Origin of the sequence: Phycicoccus sp. (assembly GCF_035325325.1) — a bacterium.
GTDB lineage: Bacteria > Actinomycetota > Actinomycetes > Actinomycetales > Dermatophilaceae > Phycicoccus.
This window is the reverse complement of the sequence record NZ_DAOLAC010000024.1, coordinates 35,333-55,928: the sequence shown is the minus strand read 5'-3', so window position 1 is coordinate 55,928 and position 20,596 is coordinate 35,333. Positions and strand designations below refer to the sequence as shown.

Here is a 20,596-nt window from a genome sequence, read left to right as displayed (position 1 = left end):
GCCGCGGTGAGGGCGTCGCCGGCGGTCGCGGCGGGGTAGTCGCGGGCGGGGGTGATCCCGACGGCTTTGGTGGCGTGCTCGGCGCCGGCGGCGCGGGCGCCTTCCTGTGCGGAGGCGATGGCCAGGGTGCGGGCGTGGTAGGTCAGCGCGGCCTGGAGGCCGAGGAACGTGACCGCAAACAGGGCGGGCATGAGGATGACCATCTGGACCGAGGTGGAGCCGCGCTCGGCCCGGGGCGCCACCGTGGCGGGGTGGCGCCCGGGCGGTCGGGCACGGGGTCGGGCGGTCACCGGGGCGCTACTTGATCTTGGCGGCCTCGGTGGTGACGTAGGACTTGATCGCCAGGACGACGATCCCGACGATCGCGATGAGCGCGACGGCCCACAGGACCTGCTCGATGGTCACCGACCCCCGCTCGGCGGTTGCGGTGCGGCTGCGGGCGGTGTCGGCGAGCCGGACGCCGAGGGTGTGCAGGGTGGCGGCGAGGTAGTACATGGGTTCCCCCTCAAGGGTTCGGTGGTGATGTCTGGTGCGGCTGCGGCAGTAGGGTGTTCAGGTGGCGCCTCCGATCACCCGGAGGAGGGCAGGGGCGACGAGGATGGCCAGGAAGATGACCCCGAGCAGGCTCATCGGGATGGTCATCCGTTCGGCGACCTCGGCCGCCTTGGCCTTCTCGGCGGTGAGCATCGCGGTGCGCGCCGCGGCGGAGCGGGCCCGCAGGGTGGCGTACACCTGGGCGCCCTCCTCCCCGGAGAGGCGCATGATGTCGGCCAGGTCGTCCAGCTCAGGCAGGCCGAGCTCGGCGCCGAGGGCGCGCAGGGCCTCCCACGGTGTGACGCCGGACCAGCGGGTCCGGGCGAGCTCCTCGGTGAGGCGGCGGAACACCCAGGAGTCCCCGACTCCGGCGGCGGCTTCCATGGCCTGGCGGGGCCCGGCGCCGCTGAGGCGTTCGAGGGCGACGAGGTCGATGTAGGCGCCGAGGGCGCGGGCGAACTCGGCCCGGGCCTTCTTGGCGTCGTCGCGGGCGTTGTAGTCCGGGAGGAAGAACAGCACCACCGCCAGGCCCGCACTGGCGGCGGCCGGGACGTAGAGGGGCAGGCCGGCGTCGAAGGTGTTGAACAGCACCGTCAGCAGCGGCGGGATGACCAGCCCCACCATCGCGTAGAGGACCTTCTCCCCGTAGAAGCGGGAGAGCGGTGTGCGCAGGATCGCGAGCTCCTTGGTGGGGACACGCCCCCACACCCCGGCGGGGAGGACCTTCATGCCCCACCGTCCGAGCCGGTCGCTGACGTCCCCGCCGCCGGCGGGAGTGGTGGTGGTCAGGTGGCGGCCGTGCTCCGGGGAGAGCCGATCGAGGGCGTCGCGCAGGTCCGGCTGGGCCGGGACCATCCGCCAGATCGCCAGCGCGACACCGAGCCCGATGAGGGCGCCGGCGGCGGTGACCAGCTGCAGCGCGGTCGGGCCGGTCATGACGCGCCCGCCCTCGCGGTGTCGCCGATGAACCGGGGCAGGGGCCGGCCGGTGGCCATCTTCCGCATCCACACCAGCGTCGCGACATACAGGCCGAGCAACGCGACGAGGAGGAGCTGGCCGAACCCGGAGCCGTAGGGGGCGATGTACTGGCCGGTCAGGGCGAGGAAGGCCAGCACGGAGACGGTGATGATGGTGACCCAGCGGGCGGTCGCCCGCGGTTTGGCCCGGTCGGCCTCGATCTCGCGGCGGGCGCGGACGTCGTCGGCGACCGAGGACGCGAGCCCCTCGAGGACGCTGGCCAGGCCGGCGCCGCGGCGGCGGGCGCCGAGGATGAGGTTGGCGGCGATGACGTCGCCGGTGGCGTCGTCGAGCTCGTCGGCGAACGCCCGCAGCGCGTCCTCGGTGGACCAGCGGGCCCGCAACCGGGACGCGAGCCGGGTGACCTCGGGGCGGATCGTCTCGGGGGTCGAGCGGAGGGTGGCGAGCAGGGCCTGCTCGAGCCCGATCCCGGCGGTGAGGACCCCGGACAGGGCGCGGGTCCACTCCTCCATCGCCTCCAACCGCGCGATCGGGGTCGCCGCGGCGGGCGCGGAGAGCAGCAACGGGACCCCGGCCAGGGCGGCGGGGGCGAGGAGGACCGCGACCCACCAGCCGGTCACCACGGCGATGACCAGCCCGAGCACGGCACCCGCAGCGAGCAGGGCGCGGGTGCGGGGCGTCACCGCCGCCAGCCGGGTCCCGGGTCGCGGCCGGTGGGTCCGGGCGGGCGGGCGCGGCGGGGCCGGCCGCAGCCCGGCCACCAGGGCCAAGACGCCGGCGACGACGAGGGCGCCGGCGACAGCGGGCACCAGCGGGGTCATGACGCCACCCGCCCGCCGCGGACGTAGGCGTCGAGGTCGAACCCGTACCGGGCCAGGTCGCGGTAGTCGTCGTCCAGGACGTGCGGGGCGGCCTCGCGCTCACCGGGGGCGGTGCGGAAGACGTGCTGAACGGCGTACCCCTTCTCCTTCTCCCCTTGCGTGACGGTGATGATCTCGGCGACCCAGCGGTGTCGCTGCCAGGTGCCGTCGACGGACGGGGCGGTGTCGAGGTGGACGTAGACAACGACGTCGATCGCGGCGGCGATCGCGCGGACGGCGTAGTCGTGGGTGACGTGCGGGCCGGCCTCCATCGCACAGGTGACGAGCTTGCCGATGGCGCCTTCCGCGGACGGGGCGTGGGTGGTGGAGATGGACCCGGCGCCGGACTCCATCGCCTTGAGCATGGCGAGGATCTCGTGGCCGCGGACCTCCCCGACGATCTGCCGGGAGAGGTTGAACCGGAAGGAGTCGAACAGCGCCTCGGAGAGGGTGAACTCGCCCGCGGCCCGCCCGTCCTGGCCGCGCTCACCCGACCCGGGCCGGGCCTCCCACGCGAACACGATCGGGTGGGTCCCGGGCAGCTCGTGCAGGTGCAGCTCGTACTCGGTCTCGAAGGTGCCGATGACCTCGTGCGGTGGGATCTGCGCGCACAGGGCGCGCACCAGGGTGGTCTTCCCCGCGCCCTGGGCGCCGGCAACGACGATCGACTTGCGGGCCTTGACCGCCGCGGCCAGGAACGACGCCGCCACATCGGTCAGGGTGCCGAGCCCGACCAGGTCCTCCAAGGTCACCGACCGGTGCCGGTGCCGGCGGATCACCACCGACGGGCGGGGGGTCACCCACGCTGCCGCGGCAAGCCGGGCGCCGCCATCCAGGCGCAGGTGCAGCCGCGGCTGGGCCTCGGAGAACGGGCGGGCGTTGACCTCGGAGCGGGAGGCCAGGAACACCAGGAAGTCGATCAGCTCCTGGTCCGAGTCCGCCACCGCCGGGCCGTGGATCAGCCGGCCGTCGGTCAGCTCCAGGGTGACCCGGTCATACCCGGTGATGATGATGTTCTCCACCCGGTCGTCGTCGACCAGCGGCTGGAGCCGGCCGAGTCCGAACAGGGCGTTCTCGACCGCGGCCGCCATCGCCTCCTGCTCGGTGGTCGTCCACGCCGGTTCGCCGGCGCTGATCCGTTCGGCGGTCTCGGCCTCCAGCAGGTCGGTGATGATCGCCCGGCCCTGCTCGCGCTGCTCGGCGCTGCCGGCCCGGCCGCGGTCCTGGCCGAGAGCGGCGGAGAGCCGGTCCGAGGCCTGCTGCCGGATCGACGCGACCAGAGACCAGTCCAGGTCGCCGGCGTACGGCCGCGGCAGCGGCCTCGCCCTCGGGACACGGTCACCAGCGTCCGTGTTGGGATTGGCAGTGGTGTGGGCGTGGGGGGTCATCGAGAAGGTCCCGCGGACCCGCCCGGCCCGCGCCGGCGCCGCCGCCGTGAACAGGGGCAGGTCGGACGGGTCCGGGCCGAGCCCGGCGTCCGTGGTGGGTTCGGCGCTCATGCCGACCTCCCCGCCCCCGGCACCCGGGTCGACTCGGTGCCGGGACGCTCGGTGGTGTCCGGCGATTCGCTGGTGGCGCGGAGCCGGGCGCGGGCGGCCTCACCGGTCGAGCGCAGCGACCGCACCAGCGGCGTCCGGTCGAACCGTCGCGGCTGGGCCTGCCCGCGGGAGAACACGCCCGCGACTGCCTCGTCCCACGCCAGCGACGCCACCGCGGGCACCTGCAGGACCTTGGCTGCCTCACCGGCCCGGTACGGCCTGCCGTCACCGACCGTCAACAGCCCCAGCGCGGACCCGGCGCCCTGCTGCTCGAACCCGCCACGCAGGGTCTGTGCCCACGAGCGGGCCCCGGCGAGGGCGACCAGGTCGGTACGGACCGCCAGCAGGCACAGGTCCGCCCCGTACAGCAGCGGCTCCGGGGAGCCGGCCAGACCGAGCCGGCCGGCGTCCACGATCACGTCCTGGCCCAGGCCATCCAGGCCCTTCAACGCGGCCGCGAGCGGCTCCCACAGCGACTCCAGGGACCGGGACTGCCCGTGCGCCAGGGTGCCTGGGATGAGGGTGACCCCCGTGTCCGGGAGGGTCATCGCCACGGCGGGGATGGCCTCGACCAGGCCACCGGAGCGGTACGCGAACGCCAAGTCGATCAGGGACTCGGCGGGGGTGACCTGGCCCCGGAAGGACCCGGCCAACACCGCGGACCCGCCGGTCGGGTCAGCCTCGACCAGCAGCACCGGGCGGGTCCACGTCAACGCCAACCCCAGCGCGGAGGTGGTCACCCCGGGCGACCCCGAGGCCGAGCAGAGCACGATGAGAGCCATCAACGCTCCCTGGAGTCCAACACCAGGGCGACGTTCCCGGTCGCAGCCCGTGCCGCCAGCTCGGCCGCCTGCCCCTCCGGCACCTGGACGCTCACCACGTTCTGTCCGTTCTCGTCATTGACGCGGACCCCGACCACGGTCGCCGCGATCGTCACTTGCTCCCCGGCCGTGACCTCACCGGACTGGCCCGGGGTCGCGACGATCCGCACCCGGTCCCCCACCAGCAGCGGCTCCCCCGGCATCGCCGCAGCCGGCAGCCCGACCCCGACGACCGACTCCCCCGCCGGCGGCAGCACCGCGTCCGTGACCTGATCCAGGGTCATCAAGGTCCCGGCAGCGACGTCGCTGGCGGCCCGCCGGCCCACGACGTCGGCCACTTGGTCGGCGGGCACCGGGTGCAGCGCCGGATCGGCACTGACCTGGACGGTGACCAGGTCGGCGTCAGTGATCAGCGCGCCCCGCTCGATGCTCGAGCGGGCCGCGAGCACGCTGACCGTGCCGCTGGTCGCGGTCCACGCCCACCCCGCCAGCAGCGCCCCCGCGCAGATCGCCGCGACCGCCGCCGCGACCAGCGCCGGCCGGCGGCGCAGCTTCGGCGGCGGCCCGACAGCCGGCCCCGCCTGCGCCGGGACAGGCGTGGCCGCCGGTGGCATGTCGGCCCGCTGCGGACCGGTCGTCGTCGACATGACGAAACCCCCTTGTCGCGTTGCTGCTACTGGGTGAGCACCTGCGCCTCACCGATCGTGATCCGGGCCGAGTCCGCGAACTGCAGCGGGATCGACCCCGACTGGCCCACCCCGGACCAGTCGACCGTCCAGTACGAGCGCACCCACACCCGATACACGCCCTGCCGGCCGTAGGTGTACCCGCAGTCCGGGCTGACCCGGTTCCCGAACGAGTCCTGGTACGGCGTCCCCGGGCCCCGGCAGACCATCCCCTTGCCGCCGCCCATCGACCCCCCCGCCTCCGACACCTTCGCCGCCGCGGTCGCCGTGTACCCGCCGGCCGAGACCGACTTCGTCAGCGGCCCCCACGAGCTCGGCCCCGGGTCGGCGTCCCACATCCACACCGGCATCCCCACCAGCCCGACCGACCCCGCCCTGGCCTCCGGGACGATCCCGATCGAGACCGCCCGCAGGTTCATCGCCGCGATCGCCTGCTGCGCCAGCACCCGCGGGTCCGGCGGCGCCCCCGCCGGCGGCTCCGCCAGCCACACCAGGAACACCACCCCAACCCCGCCGACCCCGACCCCAGGTACCGCCCCGGCGGGGCGCCGGCACTCATAGATCTGACCGTCCGCGTGACCGCCCCACGCCGGATCACCAGCCGGAGGCTGCGGCGAGGCCGCCTTGCAGTACGCCTGCTCCGACTGCGACCACCACCCGTACTCGCTCGAGCACGGCACCTCATTCGCCACACCGCCCAGCGTGTACGAACAGGCGGGCTTGCTCGCGGGTTGAGAGTTGCTGCCTCCCCCGCCCGGCGCCCTCCCCCCGTCCCCGCCACCGCCTCCGGGGGTGGTCACGCTGATGATGCACGTGCCGGCATTCGGGTCGAGCTCACTGCCAGGGGGGCACGTGATGGGTGCGTCGGCGACCGCGGTGCCTCCACAGAAGAGGAACGCAAGCAGGATCAGGACGATAGGGGTGGGCCGCCTCAGCATGGCTTCCCCTTCAAGGTGTCTTCGACGACGAAGAACTTCCCATCGGCTTTGACCACGGTGTAGGTGTACTGCTGGCGATCTGGACGCCCCGGGTCAACTTGGGACGCGCCCTTGTCGTCCAACAGGTCAACACCAGTCACGTCAACGCAGGCCGTCACCTTGAAGGACCTTCCGTCCTTCGTGGAAGTCTCGATACGGCTCAGAGTTGCTCGACCGCGCTGCACCAAGCCCTTCTCGACGTAGCTCCCCAAGATGACCTGCCACTGAGCACGTGCCTGATCGCGCGCCACCGAGTCCAGGGCTGTGGTCCCTTGGTCAGGGTTCTCCGCGAGCTCACCGACAACGTCCCAGAACTCGACTATGGCCTCCCCGGCGAGACGCTTGTCCCGCTCTGCCGCCGTCTCGGACTTCGTGGCCGACGAAGAAGCGGAGAGGGAGGTGGTTGCCGAAGAGGGAGCCGACGACGCAGTCGCCGTCGGCGTGGTGCCGTCGGAGTTGTTGCACCCCGCGAGCACCACAGCTGCAGCCAGCGCGACGACGACCCAGGACCAGCCTGGCCTTCCGCGCCTGTCAGCCCCCATCAGGGCCTCCCCGTTTCGTTCCCACCCACCCCGCCACAGCGGCGGAGTGCAACTACGGTGGCACGGGATCGGCCCTTCGTCGCGCCGAGCGGAAACCTGTGGATAACTCCCCGGGGGTCGTCTGTCTCCCGTCCGCAGCAGCGCTTGGGTGACCGAGCTGGCTCCTTACGGGGCCGATCCCGGCTGTGAGTACAGCAGAGAAGTACCGCAACGAGGTCAACAACCAGCACCGCCGCATGGCCTGCCGGCGCACGGACTCCACGCGAACACCGCTGTCCGAGAGGGCAGCGCGGAGTTCGGGACGAAGAGATCCCGTTCACCAGCCTCTCGATGTCGCAGTGGGGATGCGAACCAGCATCCGGTCTACCTCGGTCGGGTCCACACGGATCAGACGGCCGCTGCGGTAGGCGGCCAACTGGCCGCCGGCGATCCGTCGGCGCAACGTTTTGATGCTCATCCCGGTGCGAGCGGCCGCGTGTGACAGCGACTCGTAGGATCGGGGGGGCTTTGGGTCCATGACAGAGCACCTCCTACTCCTAAAAGCCTTCGGAGGTGGCCTTCCTGGACCTGCTGCACGCCATGCAACCTCCGCTCTCCCAAGCGGGGTGCTGGCAATGCGGAAAGTCGGGGCACTAATTGGGTACGCCGAGCATTGAGGACCTGGCCCTCAGGATCAATCGCACGTAGAGGGCTCGATGGCTGCCGTCGGCGTGTCAGCGCGGATCGCCTAGCCGCCATCGGCCAAGCGCGAGAGCGCGGCAGCGATCTCGGCGTCGCGACCGCGCGCTGCGTGCTGGTACCGCAGTGCTGCCTGTGGGGTGGAGTGGCCGATGCGAGCCATGAGTTCGGCCAGGGTCGCCCCAGTCTGGGCCGCGAGCACGGCTCCGGTGTGGCGCAAGTCGTGGATGCGCAGATCCGGCCTTCCTGCCGCATCGCGGGCGCGGTACCAATGGCGATACAAGGTGTTCGGGTGCACCTGAACCCGGGGGTCGCCCACTGATGGGAACACCAGCGAGTCCTTCGCCGGGAGAACGTAGTCGTCGAGATGCCGTTGAAGAAGCGGGATGAGATGCGGCGGGATCGCGACATCGCGGATGCCGGCGTGGCTCTTCGGAAGGCCGACCGATACCTGGCCGTCGACACGGACCACGCCACGCCGCACCCTCAGAACCTTCTGCCTCAGATCGATGTCGGCCCGACGCAGCTCGGATATCTCGCCGATCCGGAGGCCGCACCAGGCGCCGACGAGAACGATCGCCCGGTACCGGGCTGGCATGTTGTCCGCGAGGGTGCGCAGCTCGCTGAGGGACGCGGGCTCGACGCGTCGCGTCGAGGCGGACGTACCCGCCCCGCGGATCCGGCAGGGGTTGGTCGCGATTACCTCATCGGTCACTGCGGTCGACAGGATTGCCCGCAGCAGTCCATACGCGTGCGCCCGCTGAGTCGGCTTGGCCGGGTCCAGCCCGCTATGCCAGATCCGCACAGCCGTCGGAGTGATGTCACGCATGGCCACGTCGCCGAACGCCGGGAGGATGAAGCGATCCAGCTGACGCTGGTACAGGACCCTCGTACGGGGCTTGACGTCCCGGTGCCGCAGCCACGCCTCCGCGTAGGGACCGAAGGACTCCGTCGCACGTTGGGCGCGGGCCTGTCGAGACCGCGTCGGAGACCACTCGTCACGCTGAATGAGCCGACGCTCGTCGGCAAGCCACGCCTCGGCATCCGCCTTCGTCTCGAAGGTCGAGGGAGCACGATGGATGCCCTGGTCTGGCCCCATGTAGTAGGCCTGATAGCGGCGGTTCGACCGTCTCCGGATCGTGCCGAAGTCCCGCTTGGCGCGCGCCACCCCCAATCACCCGGTCGTCAATCTTGGGCATAACTGGGGCATAACTGGAGGGTATTCGGGTCTACGTGTGTCCACCCGGGCTGGCACCACTTGTGGATAACTTCGCAGGTGAGGCGCTTGTGCGCAGGTCACGGACACCGGCGGGAACACCCACGTGAGGAATTCAAATCCTGTCACCCCGACGCGAGATGAGCGGCCGATCGACGACGTCGATCCGGCCGCTCACTCGCGTTCGGGGACAGGATGCAGGGAGCGCGGGCCCGACGGCGACGCAGGAGCCGGCGGACCGCACGGGTCCTGTCACCCCGACGGCATCGGACAACCTGCACAGCGGCACACGCCCGACCATGTGCGAGCATTCCCCGTCCTGCCCCTCCACGCGTCAGCCCACGTGGTCGCGCCAGCTGTGCCTCGGCTCGAAGCCGAGGACCCGTCGCGCCTTGTCGATGCCGAGGAGGGTCTCGTGCTCGCCGAGCACCTTGGTGACGGGCACGTCCGGGTACACCTCGGCCATGAGGCTCGCGCTGGAGCGTGACATGACGGTGTCGGCGTTCGCGATGACGAAGACGTCGGCGCCGGACACGTCGTGCTCGAGGGCCCTCTCGACGGCCTGGGCGCCGTCCCGGGCGTCGATGTAGCCCCAGAGGTTCCACCTGCGCAGGTGCGGATCGGCGTCGAATGAAGGGAACTGCGCGTAGTCCTCGACGTCCATGACGTTCGAGAACCGGAGCCCCACGGCGACGAGCTCGGGCTGCCACCGACAGAAGTGGCGCGCCATCTCCTCCTCGAGCGCCTTGTTGAGCGAGTATGTCGACTCCGGCCTCGGCGGGTACTCCTCGTCGACCGGAGCGTACGGCGGCGGGGTGTCGAACGGCAGCCCGAGCACGGTCTCGCTCGAGGCCCAGACGATCCGGCCGATGCCGACGGCGCGCGCCGCGGCGAAGACGTTGTACGTGACGGCCGAGTTGTTGGCGTACGTCGCGGCGTTCGTCGTCATTCCCGGTGCAGGGACGGCCGCCAGGTGGACGACGGCGTCGACGGGCTCGTGCTCGTCCGAGCCGCCGAGCAGCTCGACGACCTGGCCGTAGTCGGTGAGGTCGGCGACGAGGAACTCGCCGTCGACCTCGCGCGGGTCGGTGCCCGCGGTCCGGTCGGAGGCGAGGACGTCCACGCCGAGGTCGCGCAGGTGGGCGACCACGGCTCGGCCGAGCTTTCCGCGGGCACCGGTGACGGCGACGCGCCGAGGGCGGGATGTGGAGGGGGTCATCGACCCATTGTCGCCCAGGGGGCGTGCCGACAGCGGCCTCCCGCAGGCCAACTCGATCCGTGCGCACCGGGCGGACCGTGGGCGACGCATCAGGGCTAGGTTCGACGGCATGGCCGACAGCCAGGAGCAGCGGGCGGGCCGCGACCCCGACGTCGTGGTCGTCATGGGGGTCTCGGGGTGCGGGAAGTCGACGGTCGCCAAGGGTCTGTCGACGGTGCTCGGTTGGGAGTTCGCCGAGGGCGACGCCTTCCATCCCGAGGCCAACGTCGAGAAGATGCGCGGCGGCCACGCCCTGACCGACGAGGACCGGTGGCCCTGGCTGCGCGCCATCGGCGACTGGATCTCGGGCAAGGAGGCCGCCGGGGAGTCCGCCGTGGTCACCTGCTCGGCCCTGCGCCGCGTCTACCGCGACCTCCTGCGCGAGGGCCGCCCGCACGTCCGCTTCCTCCACGTCACGGCCGACACCGACGTCATCCGCGACCGCATGGAGCACCGGCCCGGCCACTACATGCCCTCGTCCCTCCTGGACAGCCAGCTGGCCACCCTCGAGCCGTTGGGAGACGACGAGCCGGGCGTCACCATCAGCAACGAGGGAACCGCCGCACAGGTCCTCGACCGCGCGCTGGTCGCGCTCGGCCACCGAAAGGAGCACCCGTGATGTCCCTCCTGAGCAGCCCGTCGGCCGCGAGCGCGGCCCTCCCCCTCGCCGACCAGCCGCCGGTCTATGCCGGTGACACCCAGCTGGTCCTCGCCTGCCTCCTCGGCATCCTCGCCGTCGTCGCGCTCATCACGTGGGGGAAGGTGCACCCGTTCCTCGGCCTGATGCTCGGTTCGGCCGTCCTCGGCGCCGTCGCCACGATGCCGCCCGGGGACACCGTCACGAGCTTCGTCGACGGTTTCGGGTCCACGGCCGGCGCGGTGGGGATCCTCATCGCCCTGGGGGCGATGGTGGGCAAGCTGCTCGAGGACTCCGGAGGGGCCAACCGCATCGTCGCGACGCTCGTCGGCAAGGTGGGTCCCGGCGGTCTCCCCTGGATGATGGCGGCCATCGCGGCCATCCTCGGGCTCCCCCTCTTCTTCGAGGTGGGGGTCGTCCTGCTGGTGCCGGTGGTCATCCTCGTCGCCCAGCGCACCGGCGTCTCCCTCATGAAGGTCGGCATCCCCGCCCTCGCGGGGCTCTCCGTCCTCCACGGCCTCGTCCCGCCCCACCCGGGCCCGCTCACCGCCATCGGGCTGCTCGGCGCGGACCTCGGCCGGACCCTGATCTTCGGGATCGCCATCGCCATCCCGACCGTCATCGTCGCCGGCCCGCTCCTGGCCCAGCTCGTCGACCGGTGGGTCCCGAAGACCGCCGAGGGCCTCTCCCTCTTCGGGTCGGGCACGCGGGCCGCGGCGAAAGACGATGCCGTGGAGGCGGAGACGGACTCCACGAGCGAGCCCCGCCTCGACGCCGACGACCACTTCGAGGCCATCGAGGAGCCCCTGGACGAGGGCCGCCGTCGGGTCTCCTTCGCATCGGCCATCGTCGGGATCACCCTCCCGGTGGCCCTCATGCTCATCGACGCGATCACCAAGCTCACGGTCACCGACGAGGAGGCCGGGATCCGCAAGGTCATGGACTTCGTGGGCACGCCGGTCGTCGCGCTGCTCGTCGCTGTCCTCTACTGCTACATCGCGCTCGGGCTGCGTTCCGGGCTGACCCGGAGCAGCGTCGGTGACTCGGTCGGTTCCGCGCTGCCCGGCATCGCGGGCATCATCCTCATCGTCGCGGCCGGCGGGGGCTTCAAGCAGACCCTCGTCGACGCCGGGGTCGGGAACGTCATCAAGAGCTGGGCCTCGGGGGTGAACATCTCCGTGCTCGTGCTCGGCTGGCTCGTGGCCGTGCTCATCCGCCTCGGGACCGGCTCGGCCACGGTCGCCACGATCACCGCGGCGGGCATCGTCGGCCCCCTGGCGCCGAGCCTGAGCGCCAACCACCTCGCCCTGCTGGTCCTCGCGGTCGGGTGCGGCTCGCTGTTCTTCTCGCACGTCAACGACGCCGGCTTCTGGCTGGTCAAGGAGTACTTCGGCCTCACGGTGGGGGAGACGATCAAGTCGTGGTCGGTCATGGAGACCGTCATCTCGGTCGTCGGCTTCGCCCTCGTCATGCTCGCCAGCGTGTTCGTCACCTGACCCGGCCGGACTCCCTCGAGGAGCCGGCCGCAGAGCGAGCGAGAGGCGTCAGCCCGCCCGCACGCGGGTGCCCGCGTCGCCCGCCACGATGTCGGCGATGTCCGTGAGGGAGCCGATGACGGCCTCGTGGCCGGTGGCCTCGACGAAGCCGCACGCGGCCTCGACCTTGGGGCCCATCGAGCCGGTGGGCAGGTCGAGACCGGCCAGCTCGGCCGGCGTGACCACGCCCAGCCGGCGTCGGTGCGGTGTCCCCCAGTCGAGGTACACCCCCTCGACGTCGGTGGCGATGACGAGCAGGTCGGCGCCGAGCTGCTGCGCCAGCAGCGAGGCCGCGAGGTCCTTGTCGATGACCGCCTCCACCCCGTGCAGGCGCCCCTCGGCGTCGTACCGGGTCGGGATCCCTCCCCCTCCGGCGCAGATCACGATCGTGCCGCCCTCGAGGAGGGTCCGGATGGGAGCGATCTCGAAGATCCGCCGCGGCCTCGGGCTGGGGACGACACGGCGCACCCCGTCACCGTCCGGCGCCACGCTCCACCCGTTCGCCGCCGCGAGGCGTTCCGCGGTCTCGCGGTCGTAGACGGGGCCGATGGGCTTGGTGGGGTGCTCGAACGCCGGGTCCGCCGGGTCGACCTCGACCATGGTGAGGATGGTCGCCAGGTGCTGCTCGCCCGGGAGGAGGTTGCCGAGCTCCTGCTCGATGACGTACCCGATCATCGCCTCGGTCTGGGCCCCGAGGACGTCGAGCGGGTAGGGCGCCACGGCCGGGTAGGCCGCCGCCTGGAGGGAGAGCAACCCCACCTGGGGCCCGTTGCCGTGGGCCACGACGACCTCGTTGCCGGGGACGACCCGGGCGATCCGTTCGGCCGCCACCCGGACGTTCGCCCGCTGGTTCTCCGCGGTCATCGGCTGCCCTCGGCGCAGGAGGGCGTTGCCGCCCAGGGCGATGACGATGCGCATGGTCCGGTTCGCCCCGCCGCTCAGCCCAGCGCCGCGACGAGGACCGCCTTGATGGTGTGCATCCGGTTCTCGGCCTGGTCGAAGGCGATGTTGGCGTCGCTCTCGAAGACGTCGTCGGTGACCTCGACACCGCCGGCCAGCTCGGGGTACTGCTCGGCGATCCGGGCGCCGACGACCGTGTGGGTGTCGTGCAGCGCCGGGAGGCAGTGCATGAACCGGACCCGCGGGTTCCCGGCGGCCGCCAACAGCTCCTTGTTCACCTGGAAGGGCAGCAGCAGGGCGACCCGCTCGGCCCACGTCTCGATCGGCTCGCCCATCGAGACCCAGACGTCGGTGTGCACGAAGTCGACGTCCCGGACCGCCTCGACCGGGTCGTCCGTCACCGTGAGGCGCGCACCGGACCCCGCCGCGAAGTCCCGGCACATCGCCACGTGGTCCTCGCTCGGCCACAGCTCCCGGGGCGCCCCGATCCGCACGTCCATGCCGAGCTTCGCCCCGACGAGCAGCAGGGAGTTGGCGACGTTGTTGCGGCCGTCGCCGACGAACGCGAAGGCGATCTCCTGCAGGGGCTTCGCGCAGTGCTCGGTCATCGTCAGCACGTCGGCGAGCATCTGGGTCGGGTGGAACTCGTCGGTCAGGCCGTTGAAGACCGGGACCCCCGCGAACTCGGCGAGCTCCTCGACCACGTCCTGGGAGGCCCCGCGGTACTCGATCGCGTCGTACATGCGACCCAGGACCCGCGCGGTGTCCTTCATCGACTCCTTGTGCCCGATCTGCGAGGACACCGGGTCGATGTAGGTGACGTGCGCACCCTCGTCGTGCGCAGCGACCTCGAACGCGCAGCGGGTCCGGGTGGAGGTCTTCTCGAAGACGAGGGCGATGTTGCGGCCCTCGAGCCGGCGCGACCCCGTGCCCGCGTACTTCGCCCGCTTCAGGTCGCGGGAGAGGTCGAGCAGGAACTGCAGGTCCCGCTCCGAGTGGTGCACGAGCGAGAGCAGGCTCCGGTTGCGCAGGTTGACGGGCATGGTGCTCCTCCGAAGGTCAGGTGTAGAGGGGGTCGCGCAGGATCGGGCAGGTCATGCACCGACCGCCGCCGCGCCCGCGTCCGAGCTCGCTGGCGGTGATGGTGACGACCTCGACGCCGGCCTTGCGCAGGGCGGTGTTGGTCTGGATGTTGCGGTCGTAGCCGATGACGACCCCGGGTGCCAGGGCGACGACGTTGTTGCCGTCGTCCCACTGCTCGCGCTGCACGCCGTAGAGGTCACCGCCTGCGGAGACCACGCGGAAGCGCACGCCGACGGCGTCCCCGATCGTCTCGACCAGCCCGTGGGGCTCGCGCCGGACGTCCAGCCCCGACGGTCCGTCGTCCGGCCGCAGGCTGAACGGGACGATGCCGTCGACGACGGGGGCGTAGGTCGTGACCAGGTCGTGGTCGGCGAAGGTGAACACCGTGTCGAGGTGCATGGCCGAACGGGCCCGGGGAAGGCTCGCGACGATGACGCGCTCGGCCGCGCCGGCGGAGAACAGGGTGCGCGCGACCTGGGTGATCGCCTGCTGCGAGGACCGCTCACCCATCCCGATGACGACGACGCCGCGCCCGACCGGCATGACGTCGCCGCCCTCGAGCGTGGCGAGCCCGTGGTCGGCCGGACCACCGTCGAGGTCACCCAGCCAGACGGCGTACTCCTCCCCGGCGAACGCCGGGTGGAACCGGTAGACGGCGGTCGTCAGCAGGGTCTCCCGGCGCCGGGCCGGCCAGAACATCGGGTTCAGGGTCACCCCACCGAATATCCACGAGGTGTTGTCCCGCATGAACTGGGTGTTCGGCAGCGGCCGGAGGACGAAGCCGGTGGGGTCCAGCTCGCGGAAGGCGGTGAGGAAGCCACCGCCCACCTCGGCCGGCACGTCCTGGTAGGAGATCCCGCCGACCAGGAGCTCGGCCAGGCGCTCTCCCGGCAGCTCCTCCAGCCAGCCGCGGACCTCACGGGTCAGTCCGGCACCCACGAGCCCGTCGGTGACCGTGCGGTCCAGGAGCCAGGCCCGAGCGGCCGGGGCCTCGAGGACCTCGGCGAGCAGCTCGTGCAGCTCGAGGACCTCGACGTCCCGTTGCTCCATCTTCGCGACGAAGTCGAAGTGGTCGCGCCGTGCCTGCTGCACCCAGATCACGTCGTCGAACAGCAGTTCGTCGCAGTTGTCCGGGGTCAACCGCTGATGGGCCAGCCCGGGTGCGCAGACGAGCACCCTGCGCAGCCGGCCGGCCTCGGACCACACCCCGACCCGGGGGCCGGGGGTGGTCGTCTCCGTCAGCATCTCCGACCTCCCGCTCAGAGCACGGAGAGGTTGCCGGTGGCCAGCAGGCCCACGGCCGCCACCGAGGCCAGGGCGACCACCCCGACCACCACCCGCTCCGCGGCGGTGAAGACGGTCAGCCGGCTCTCGCGCCGGGCCCAGACGTAGAAGGCGGTGCCCACGAGGTAGAACAGCGCCGCGATCAGCAGGTACTCCCACCCACCCGCGTAGACCAGCCAGCCGGCGTAGACGAGACCGACGAGACCGACGAGCAGGTCACGGGTCCGCCCGGTGCCGTCCGCGTAGGTCTCGCCGCGGGCCGCGAGCAGGACCTGGTACCCCGCCGACCACAGGTAGGGCAGGAGGATCAGGGACGTCGCGAGGTAGACGAGGTTGGTGTACGTGCTCTCGTTGACGAGCGTCCACAGCAGCAGGAGCTGCACGCACCCGTTGGTCAGCCAGAGCGCCGTCGCCGGCGCACCGTGCGCGTTCTCCCGGGCCAGCGCCTTCGGCATCACGTGCTCGAGGGCGGGCAGCCGGAGGATCTCGACGCACAGCAGCACCCAGGCGAGGAGGGCCCCCAGCAGGGAGACCACCAGGCCGATCGAGATGAAGCCGGCGCCCCAGCTGCCGACCTGGTTCTCCAGGAGGCCGGCCATCGACGGGTCGTCCAGCCCGGCGATCTCGGCCTGGGCCATCAGCCCGTAGGAGAGGAGGTTGACCAGCAGCAGCAGGGCCAGGACGCCCGCGAACCCCAGCACGGTCGCCCGGCCGACGTCCTTCCGGTTTCCGGCGCGCCGGGAGTAGACCGCGGCACCTTCGATCCCGATGAACACCCAGACGGTGACCAGCATCATGTTCCGCACCTGGTCGAGCGTGCTGCCGAGCGAGGCGCCGTCGATCGCGGTGCTGCCGCCCCACACGTCGGCGGTGAAGACGCCGGACGTGAAGCCGACGGCGGCGATCGCGACGAAGGTGAGGATGGGGACGACCTTGGCGACGGTCACGACGACGTTGGTGAGTGCCGCGCTGCGTACACCGCGCAGGACCAGGGCGTGGATGACCCACAGCAGCACGGAGGCGCCGACGATCGCGGACACCGTCGCGCCGCCCTCGAAGGTCGGGAAGAAGTACCCGAGGGTCGAGAAGAGCAGGACGAGGTAGGCGACGTTGCCCACCCACGCGGAGACCCAGTACCCCCAGGCGGCGCTGAAGCCGATGTAGTTGCCGAACCCGGCGCGGGCGTACCCGTAGACGCCGCCGTCGACCTCGGGCTTGCGCTGGGCGAGGGTCTGGAAGACGAAGGCCAGCATGAGCATGCCCACGCCGGTGACCAGCCAGCCGATGAGCAGCGGTCCGGGCGCGGCGCTGCCGGCCATCTGGGACGGGAGGGCGAAGATGCCGCTCCCGATCATGGATCCCACGACGAGCGCTGTGAGGGCGGCGAGCCCCAGCCCGGTCGTCCTGGCCGGGCCGACGCGGGGTCGGCCGTGAAGTGGTGACGAGGGTGCCTCGGTGACGGGGCGCCCGGCAACATCCTGAGACATGGCTGCCTCCTCGGGCGGCCGGGCCGGAGTGTCCGCCCCGGTACCTTCGACGCTACGACTCACGGCGGAAGCCGGCCGCCGGGTGACTCCGACATCACACCCGGGTCACGCCGCCCGTCCCGACGGGCGTTCCCCTCAGGCCGACTCACGGGCCCGGAGGAGGCGAAGGACCTCGCCGACACCGCCGTCGCCGACGAGCACCGGCTCCGGACCGGCACCGTCCAGGAGGCTGGCCGCGATGGCCGCTCGGTGCCCGTTGGAACAGACGATGTAGACCGGTCCGTCGGTGGGGACCTCGCCCTCCCGGCCCGGCAGGTCGGAGACGAAGAGCGTCTGGCTGCCCGGAAGGGTCCCCCACTGCCACTCGAGCGGCTGGCGGACGTCGAGGACGTGGGTGGACGGGTCGGATCCCAACGCAGCGGCCAGGTCCTCCGGTGAGGCAGTGGCGTACGAGCGCAGGTCGCGGTCGGACGCCTGCCACGACTCGACCCCTCCCCGCAGCACGCCGTCGGGCATCCGCCAGCCGATCCGCAGCAGCTGGGTCGCCGCCTGCTCCGCGGCATCCGGCTCCTCGGGCAGGACGAGGACGACGGGTGCGCCGAAGGGCAGCAGCCACCCGACGTAGCTGCCGAACCCCGAGTTCAGCTCGATGTTGAGCGAGCCCGGGATGTGCGCCTCGGCGAAGGCGTCGCGGCCGCGGGCGTCGACGACGGTGGCACCGCGCTCCACGGCGGCGGCGGCCTCCTCCGCGTCGAGGAGGCCGAGCTCGGGGACCCGGTGCAACACCGGGACACCGGCTCGGTTCGTCGAGGCCATGTGGGCGTAGTAGGCGGGGTAGGCCATCAGCTCGCCGGTCAGCTCCTGCTCGAACTCGGCCCGCGAGCCCGCGAGCAGCATGTCGTTGGACCGGAGCTCGGCGCCGAGCGTGCTCGTGCGAGAGGTCGAGGGCATCGAGGAGACGCAGAAGCTGCCGGCTCCGTGGGTGGGCAGCAGCTGGGTCGCCGCCGGGAGCGCACCGAGCCGCTTGACGGTGTCGTACTGGTGGGCGGTCAGGGCCGCCGTGTGGTCCGGCCCGAGCAGGTCCGTGCGCCCGGCCGACCCGACGAGGAGCGATCCGCCGCTGAACACCGCCACGGGCTCGTCGGACTCGCCCTCGTAGACGACCCAGGCGATGTGCTCGAAGGTGTGTCCCGGTGTGTCCCAGGCGACCACGCGAAGATCGCCGATCCGCACCTCCTCGCCCTCGCGGGCTCCGCGGTGCTCGAACTCGTACCGTCCGTCGGCCGGCAGCACGAGCTCGGCTCCGTGCGCCGCCCGGATCTCGTGGGCTCCGGAGACGTAGTCGTTGTGCACGTGGGTCTCCAGGACCGCACGCACGCGGGCCCGCTTCGCGTCGGCGGACTCCAGGAACCGCCAGGCGTCTCGCTGCGGGTCGACGACCAGCGCCTCGTCGCCCGAGACCAGCAGGAAGCTGTTGTCCCCCAGACCGGGGGTGACGAAGACCTCGATGTCCATGCTGCGGCTCCTTCGCGTCGCTCGTCGGGCGACGAGGGACACCACTGGGTGCCGACCCGCCGCCGGTGGTGGGTCTCTCGGACGGGCGAAAAATATTCGCTCGTTCAATTGAATGAGTGAACCACATCACCTAGGGTCCTGCCCATGGTGAGAGTGCCGACGGAGGCCCTCGAGGACGTCGCCCGACGCTTCGCGTTGCTGGGCGACCCGACCCGGCTGCGCGTGCTGCGCGAGCTCCACCAGGCCGGGGAGTCCACCGTCTCGGCACTCGCCGAGGCCGCCGGCGTGTCGGTCGCCAACGCCTCCCAGCACCTCGGCCGGCTCGCTCTCGGAGGGGTGGTCGGGCGCCGACGCGTCGGACGCACGGTCGTCTACCGCATCACCGAACCCGCGATCGACCAGCTGTGCGCCATCGTGTGCGCGAGCCTGTCGATCGAGACCGAAAGCGCCTCCGCCGCAGACGAACCCGATGCCGACGTGAGCTGATGGAGGCCGCATGACGTCCGTGAACCTGCCCACGCCGAGGGTCCGTTCGGAGAACGACGGGCCCTCGCCGCGCATGGTCAAGGTGATCGACCAGACCAAGTGCATCGGCTGCCACGCCTGCACGACGGCGTGCAAGTCCGAGAACGACGTCCCGGTGGGGGTCACCCGCACGTACGTCAAGAGCGTGGACGTGGGCACCTACCCGCAGGCCCGGCGCGCCTTCCAGGTGACCCGCTGCAACCAGTGCGTCGACGCCCCGTGCGTCGCCGCCTGCCCGACCTCGGCCATGCACATCCGGCCCGACGGCATCGTCGACTTCGACAAGGCCTCGTGCATCGGGTGCAAGGCGTGCATGGCGGCCTGCCCCTACGACGCGATCTTCATCAACCCCGACGACCACTGCGCGGAGAAGTGCAACTTCTGCGCGCACCGCCTCGACGTCGGCCTCGAGCCGGCGTGCGTCACCGTCTGCCCGACGGGCGCGATCATGGTGGGCGACGTGAACGACCCCGACAGCGCGGTGGCGCAGGTGGTCAACCGCCAGCCGGTCGCGGTCCGTCGTCCGGAGAAGGGGACGCGGCCCAAGCTCTTCTACCGCGGCGCCACCCAGGCCACGCTCGACCCCCTCGCCGCCACCGCTCCGGAGGGGGACACCTACGCCTGGGCGGAGAAGCCGCGGGGGGCACACCTGGTCGACCCCGGCAACCCCGAGGGGAGCACCTCGAGCGCCGCCGCCATCCTCAGCTACGACATCGCCCACACGGCGCCGTGGGACTGGCGGGTCAGCCTGTACACGTGGACCAAGGGCATCGGGGCCGGCGCCTGGCTGGTCGGCCTGCTCCTCGTTCTCACCGGGAACCTCGGGTCCGAGGACGTCCTGTGGACCTGGGTCGCCCCGGTGGTCTCGGCGGTCTTCCTCGCCGTCACCGCCGTCGTCCTCGTGTGGGACCTCGAGCACCCCGAGCGCTTCCTCTTCATCCTCACCCGCCCGCAGTGGCGCTCGTGGCTCGTGCGTGGCGGGGTCATCCTCAGCGGCTTCGCGGTCGTCCTCGCGCTGCACGTGGCGGCGAGCCTGTTCGGTTGGGGCGGCCTGCGCACCGCGGTCGCCTGGCCCGGGCTGCCGCTCGCGGTCGGCACGGCCGTGTACACCGCCTACCTCTTCGCCCAGGCCAAGGCCCGCGACCTGTGGCAGAGCCCGCTGCTCGCGCCGCACCTCGCCGTGCAGGCCGTCCTGGCCGGATCGGCGAGCCTCCTGCCCTTCGCCGTCTGGACCTCCCCGGACGCTGTGGCCCCCCTCGCCTGGACCGTCGCCGGCTCGGCGGCCGTGCACCTGCTGCTCGTCGCCGGTGAGACGACGGTGGCCCACCCGACCGCCCACGCCCGGCTCGCCGCCCACACGATGACGCACGGGCGCTACGCACGCTTCTTCTGGTCGGGCGTCGTCCTCGTCGCCCTCGGCCTCGTCGCTCCGCTGGCCGTGCCCGCCACGGCCTGGTTCGCCCTCCCGGCGCTGCTCGGACTGCTCGCCCACGAGCACGCGTACGTCCAGTCCGGCCAGTCCGTCCCGCTCGCCTGAGGAGA

Annotated in this window: 20 protein-coding genes; 4 read left to right on the top strand and 16 right to left on the bottom strand. The window is 72.0% G+C overall.

The genetic code is table 11. From position 1 onward, the window contains the following. The 11 genes from PKA89_RS13915 to PKA89_RS13865 form a co-directional block, all read right to left on the bottom strand. Positions 1–290 (bottom strand): TadE family protein (locus PKA89_RS13915; protein ID WP_324420444.1); only part of this gene is annotated, 290 nt, incomplete at its 3' end. Between the two features lie 7 nt (positions 291–297). Further along, entirely contained in the window at positions 298–495 is a 198-nt protein-coding gene (locus PKA89_RS13910) for a hypothetical protein (RefSeq protein WP_324420442.1), read from the bottom strand. 57 nt (positions 496–552) lie between these two features. After that, on the bottom strand, positions 553–1,470 hold the full coding sequence (locus PKA89_RS13905) for a type II secretion system F family protein (RefSeq protein ID WP_324420441.1): 918 nt from the start codon (positions 1,468–1,470) through the stop codon (positions 553–555). Continuing rightward, the gene (locus tag PKA89_RS13900; RefSeq protein ID WP_324420439.1) at positions 1,467–2,333 is read right to left on the bottom strand and encodes a type II secretion system F family protein; all 867 of its coding nucleotides are present in this window, start codon (positions 2,331–2,333) and stop codon (positions 1,467–1,469) included. The genes PKA89_RS13905 and PKA89_RS13900 overlap by 4 nt, the downstream gene beginning before the upstream one ends. After that, positions 2,330–3,871: an ATPase, T2SS/T4P/T4SS family gene (locus tag PKA89_RS13895; protein ID WP_324420437.1), complete on the bottom strand. Its 1,542-nt coding sequence runs from the start codon at positions 3,869–3,871 to the stop codon at positions 2,330–2,332. Before PKA89_RS13895 ends, PKA89_RS13900 begins: the two co-directional genes overlap by 4 nt. Beyond that, positions 3,868–4,692: a hypothetical protein gene (locus PKA89_RS13890; RefSeq protein ID WP_324420435.1), complete on the bottom strand. Its 825-nt coding sequence runs from the start codon at positions 4,690–4,692 to the stop codon at positions 3,868–3,870. Before PKA89_RS13890 ends, PKA89_RS13895 begins: the two co-directional genes overlap by 4 nt. Next, positions 4,692–5,378, bottom strand: a complete 687-nt coding sequence (locus PKA89_RS13885) for an SAF domain-containing protein (protein WP_324420433.1) — start codon at positions 5,376–5,378, stop codon at positions 4,692–4,694. The genes PKA89_RS13890 and PKA89_RS13885 overlap by 1 nt, the downstream gene beginning before the upstream one ends. Positions 5,379–5,404: 26 nt before the next feature. After that, positions 5,405–5,920, bottom strand: coding sequence for a hypothetical protein (locus PKA89_RS13880; protein ID WP_324420431.1), 516 nt, complete (start codon positions 5,918–5,920; stop codon positions 5,405–5,407). 428 nt (positions 5,921–6,348) lie between these two features. Beyond that, a complete protein-coding gene (locus PKA89_RS13875) occupies positions 6,349–6,936 on the bottom strand; it encodes a hypothetical protein (RefSeq protein WP_324420429.1) in 588 nt (195 codons plus the stop codon). Positions 6,937–7,663: 727 nt separating this feature from the next. After that, a complete protein-coding gene (locus PKA89_RS13870; protein WP_324420427.1) occupies positions 7,664–8,782 on the bottom strand; it encodes a site-specific integrase in 1,119 nt (372 codons plus the stop codon). Positions 8,783–9,164: 382 nt separating this feature from the next. Continuing rightward, positions 9,165–10,049 (bottom strand): NAD(P)-dependent oxidoreductase, encoded by an 885-nt coding sequence (locus PKA89_RS13865; protein ID WP_324420425.1) that lies wholly within the window; start codon positions 10,047–10,049, stop codon positions 9,165–9,167. A 109-nt stretch (positions 10,050–10,158) separates the two neighbouring features. Between PKA89_RS13865 and PKA89_RS13860 the strand changes: the two genes are divergently transcribed. Both PKA89_RS13860 and PKA89_RS13855 read left to right on the top strand, forming a co-directional pair. After that, complete coding sequence (locus PKA89_RS13860) at positions 10,159–10,707, top strand: gluconokinase (protein ID WP_324420424.1); 549 nt, start codon at positions 10,159–10,161, stop codon at positions 10,705–10,707. Next, positions 10,707–12,221: a gluconate:H+ symporter gene (locus PKA89_RS13855; RefSeq protein ID WP_324420422.1), complete on the top strand. Its 1,515-nt coding sequence runs from the start codon at positions 10,707–10,709 to the stop codon at positions 12,219–12,221. The genes PKA89_RS13860 and PKA89_RS13855 overlap by 1 nt, the downstream gene beginning before the upstream one ends. Positions 12,222–12,269: 48 nt before the next feature. Here the strand turns inward: PKA89_RS13855 and arcC are convergent, their stop codons facing one another. From arcC to PKA89_RS13830, 5 genes are all read right to left on the bottom strand, one after another. Next, complete coding sequence (gene arcC, locus PKA89_RS13850) at positions 12,270–13,178, bottom strand: carbamate kinase (protein WP_324420420.1); 909 nt, start codon at positions 13,176–13,178, stop codon at positions 12,270–12,272. Positions 13,179–13,198: 20 nt separating this feature from the next. Further along, positions 13,199–14,203, bottom strand: coding sequence for an ornithine carbamoyltransferase (locus PKA89_RS13845; protein ID WP_324420418.1), 1,005 nt, complete (start codon positions 14,201–14,203; stop codon positions 13,199–13,201). Between the two features lie 16 nt (positions 14,204–14,219). After that, the gene (locus tag PKA89_RS13840) at positions 14,220–15,488 is read right to left on the bottom strand and encodes an arginine deiminase (protein WP_324420416.1); all 1,269 of its coding nucleotides are present in this window, start codon (positions 15,486–15,488) and stop codon (positions 14,220–14,222) included. A gap of 14 nt (positions 15,489–15,502) precedes the next feature. After that, positions 15,503–17,014 (bottom strand): arginine-ornithine antiporter, encoded by a 1,512-nt coding sequence (gene arcD / locus PKA89_RS13835; RefSeq protein ID WP_324420414.1) that lies wholly within the window; start codon positions 17,012–17,014, stop codon positions 15,503–15,505. A 135-nt stretch (positions 17,015–17,149) separates the two neighbouring features. Then, positions 17,150–18,529 (bottom strand): MBL fold metallo-hydrolase, encoded by a 1,380-nt coding sequence (locus PKA89_RS13830; protein WP_324420412.1) that lies wholly within the window; start codon positions 18,527–18,529, stop codon positions 17,150–17,152. Between the two features lie 144 nt (positions 18,530–18,673). Here PKA89_RS13830 and PKA89_RS13825 point away from each other — a divergent pair, with 144 nt between their 5' ends. After that, the gene (locus PKA89_RS13825; RefSeq protein ID WP_324420411.1) at positions 18,674–19,015 is read left to right on the top strand and encodes a winged helix-turn-helix domain-containing protein; all 342 of its coding nucleotides are present in this window, start codon (positions 18,674–18,676) and stop codon (positions 19,013–19,015) included. Positions 19,016–19,025: 10 nt separating this feature from the next. Then, a complete protein-coding gene (locus PKA89_RS13820) occupies positions 19,026–20,591 on the top strand; it encodes a 4Fe-4S dicluster domain-containing protein (RefSeq protein WP_324420409.1) in 1,566 nt (521 codons plus the stop codon). Positions 20,592–20,596 lie beyond the last annotated feature (5 nt).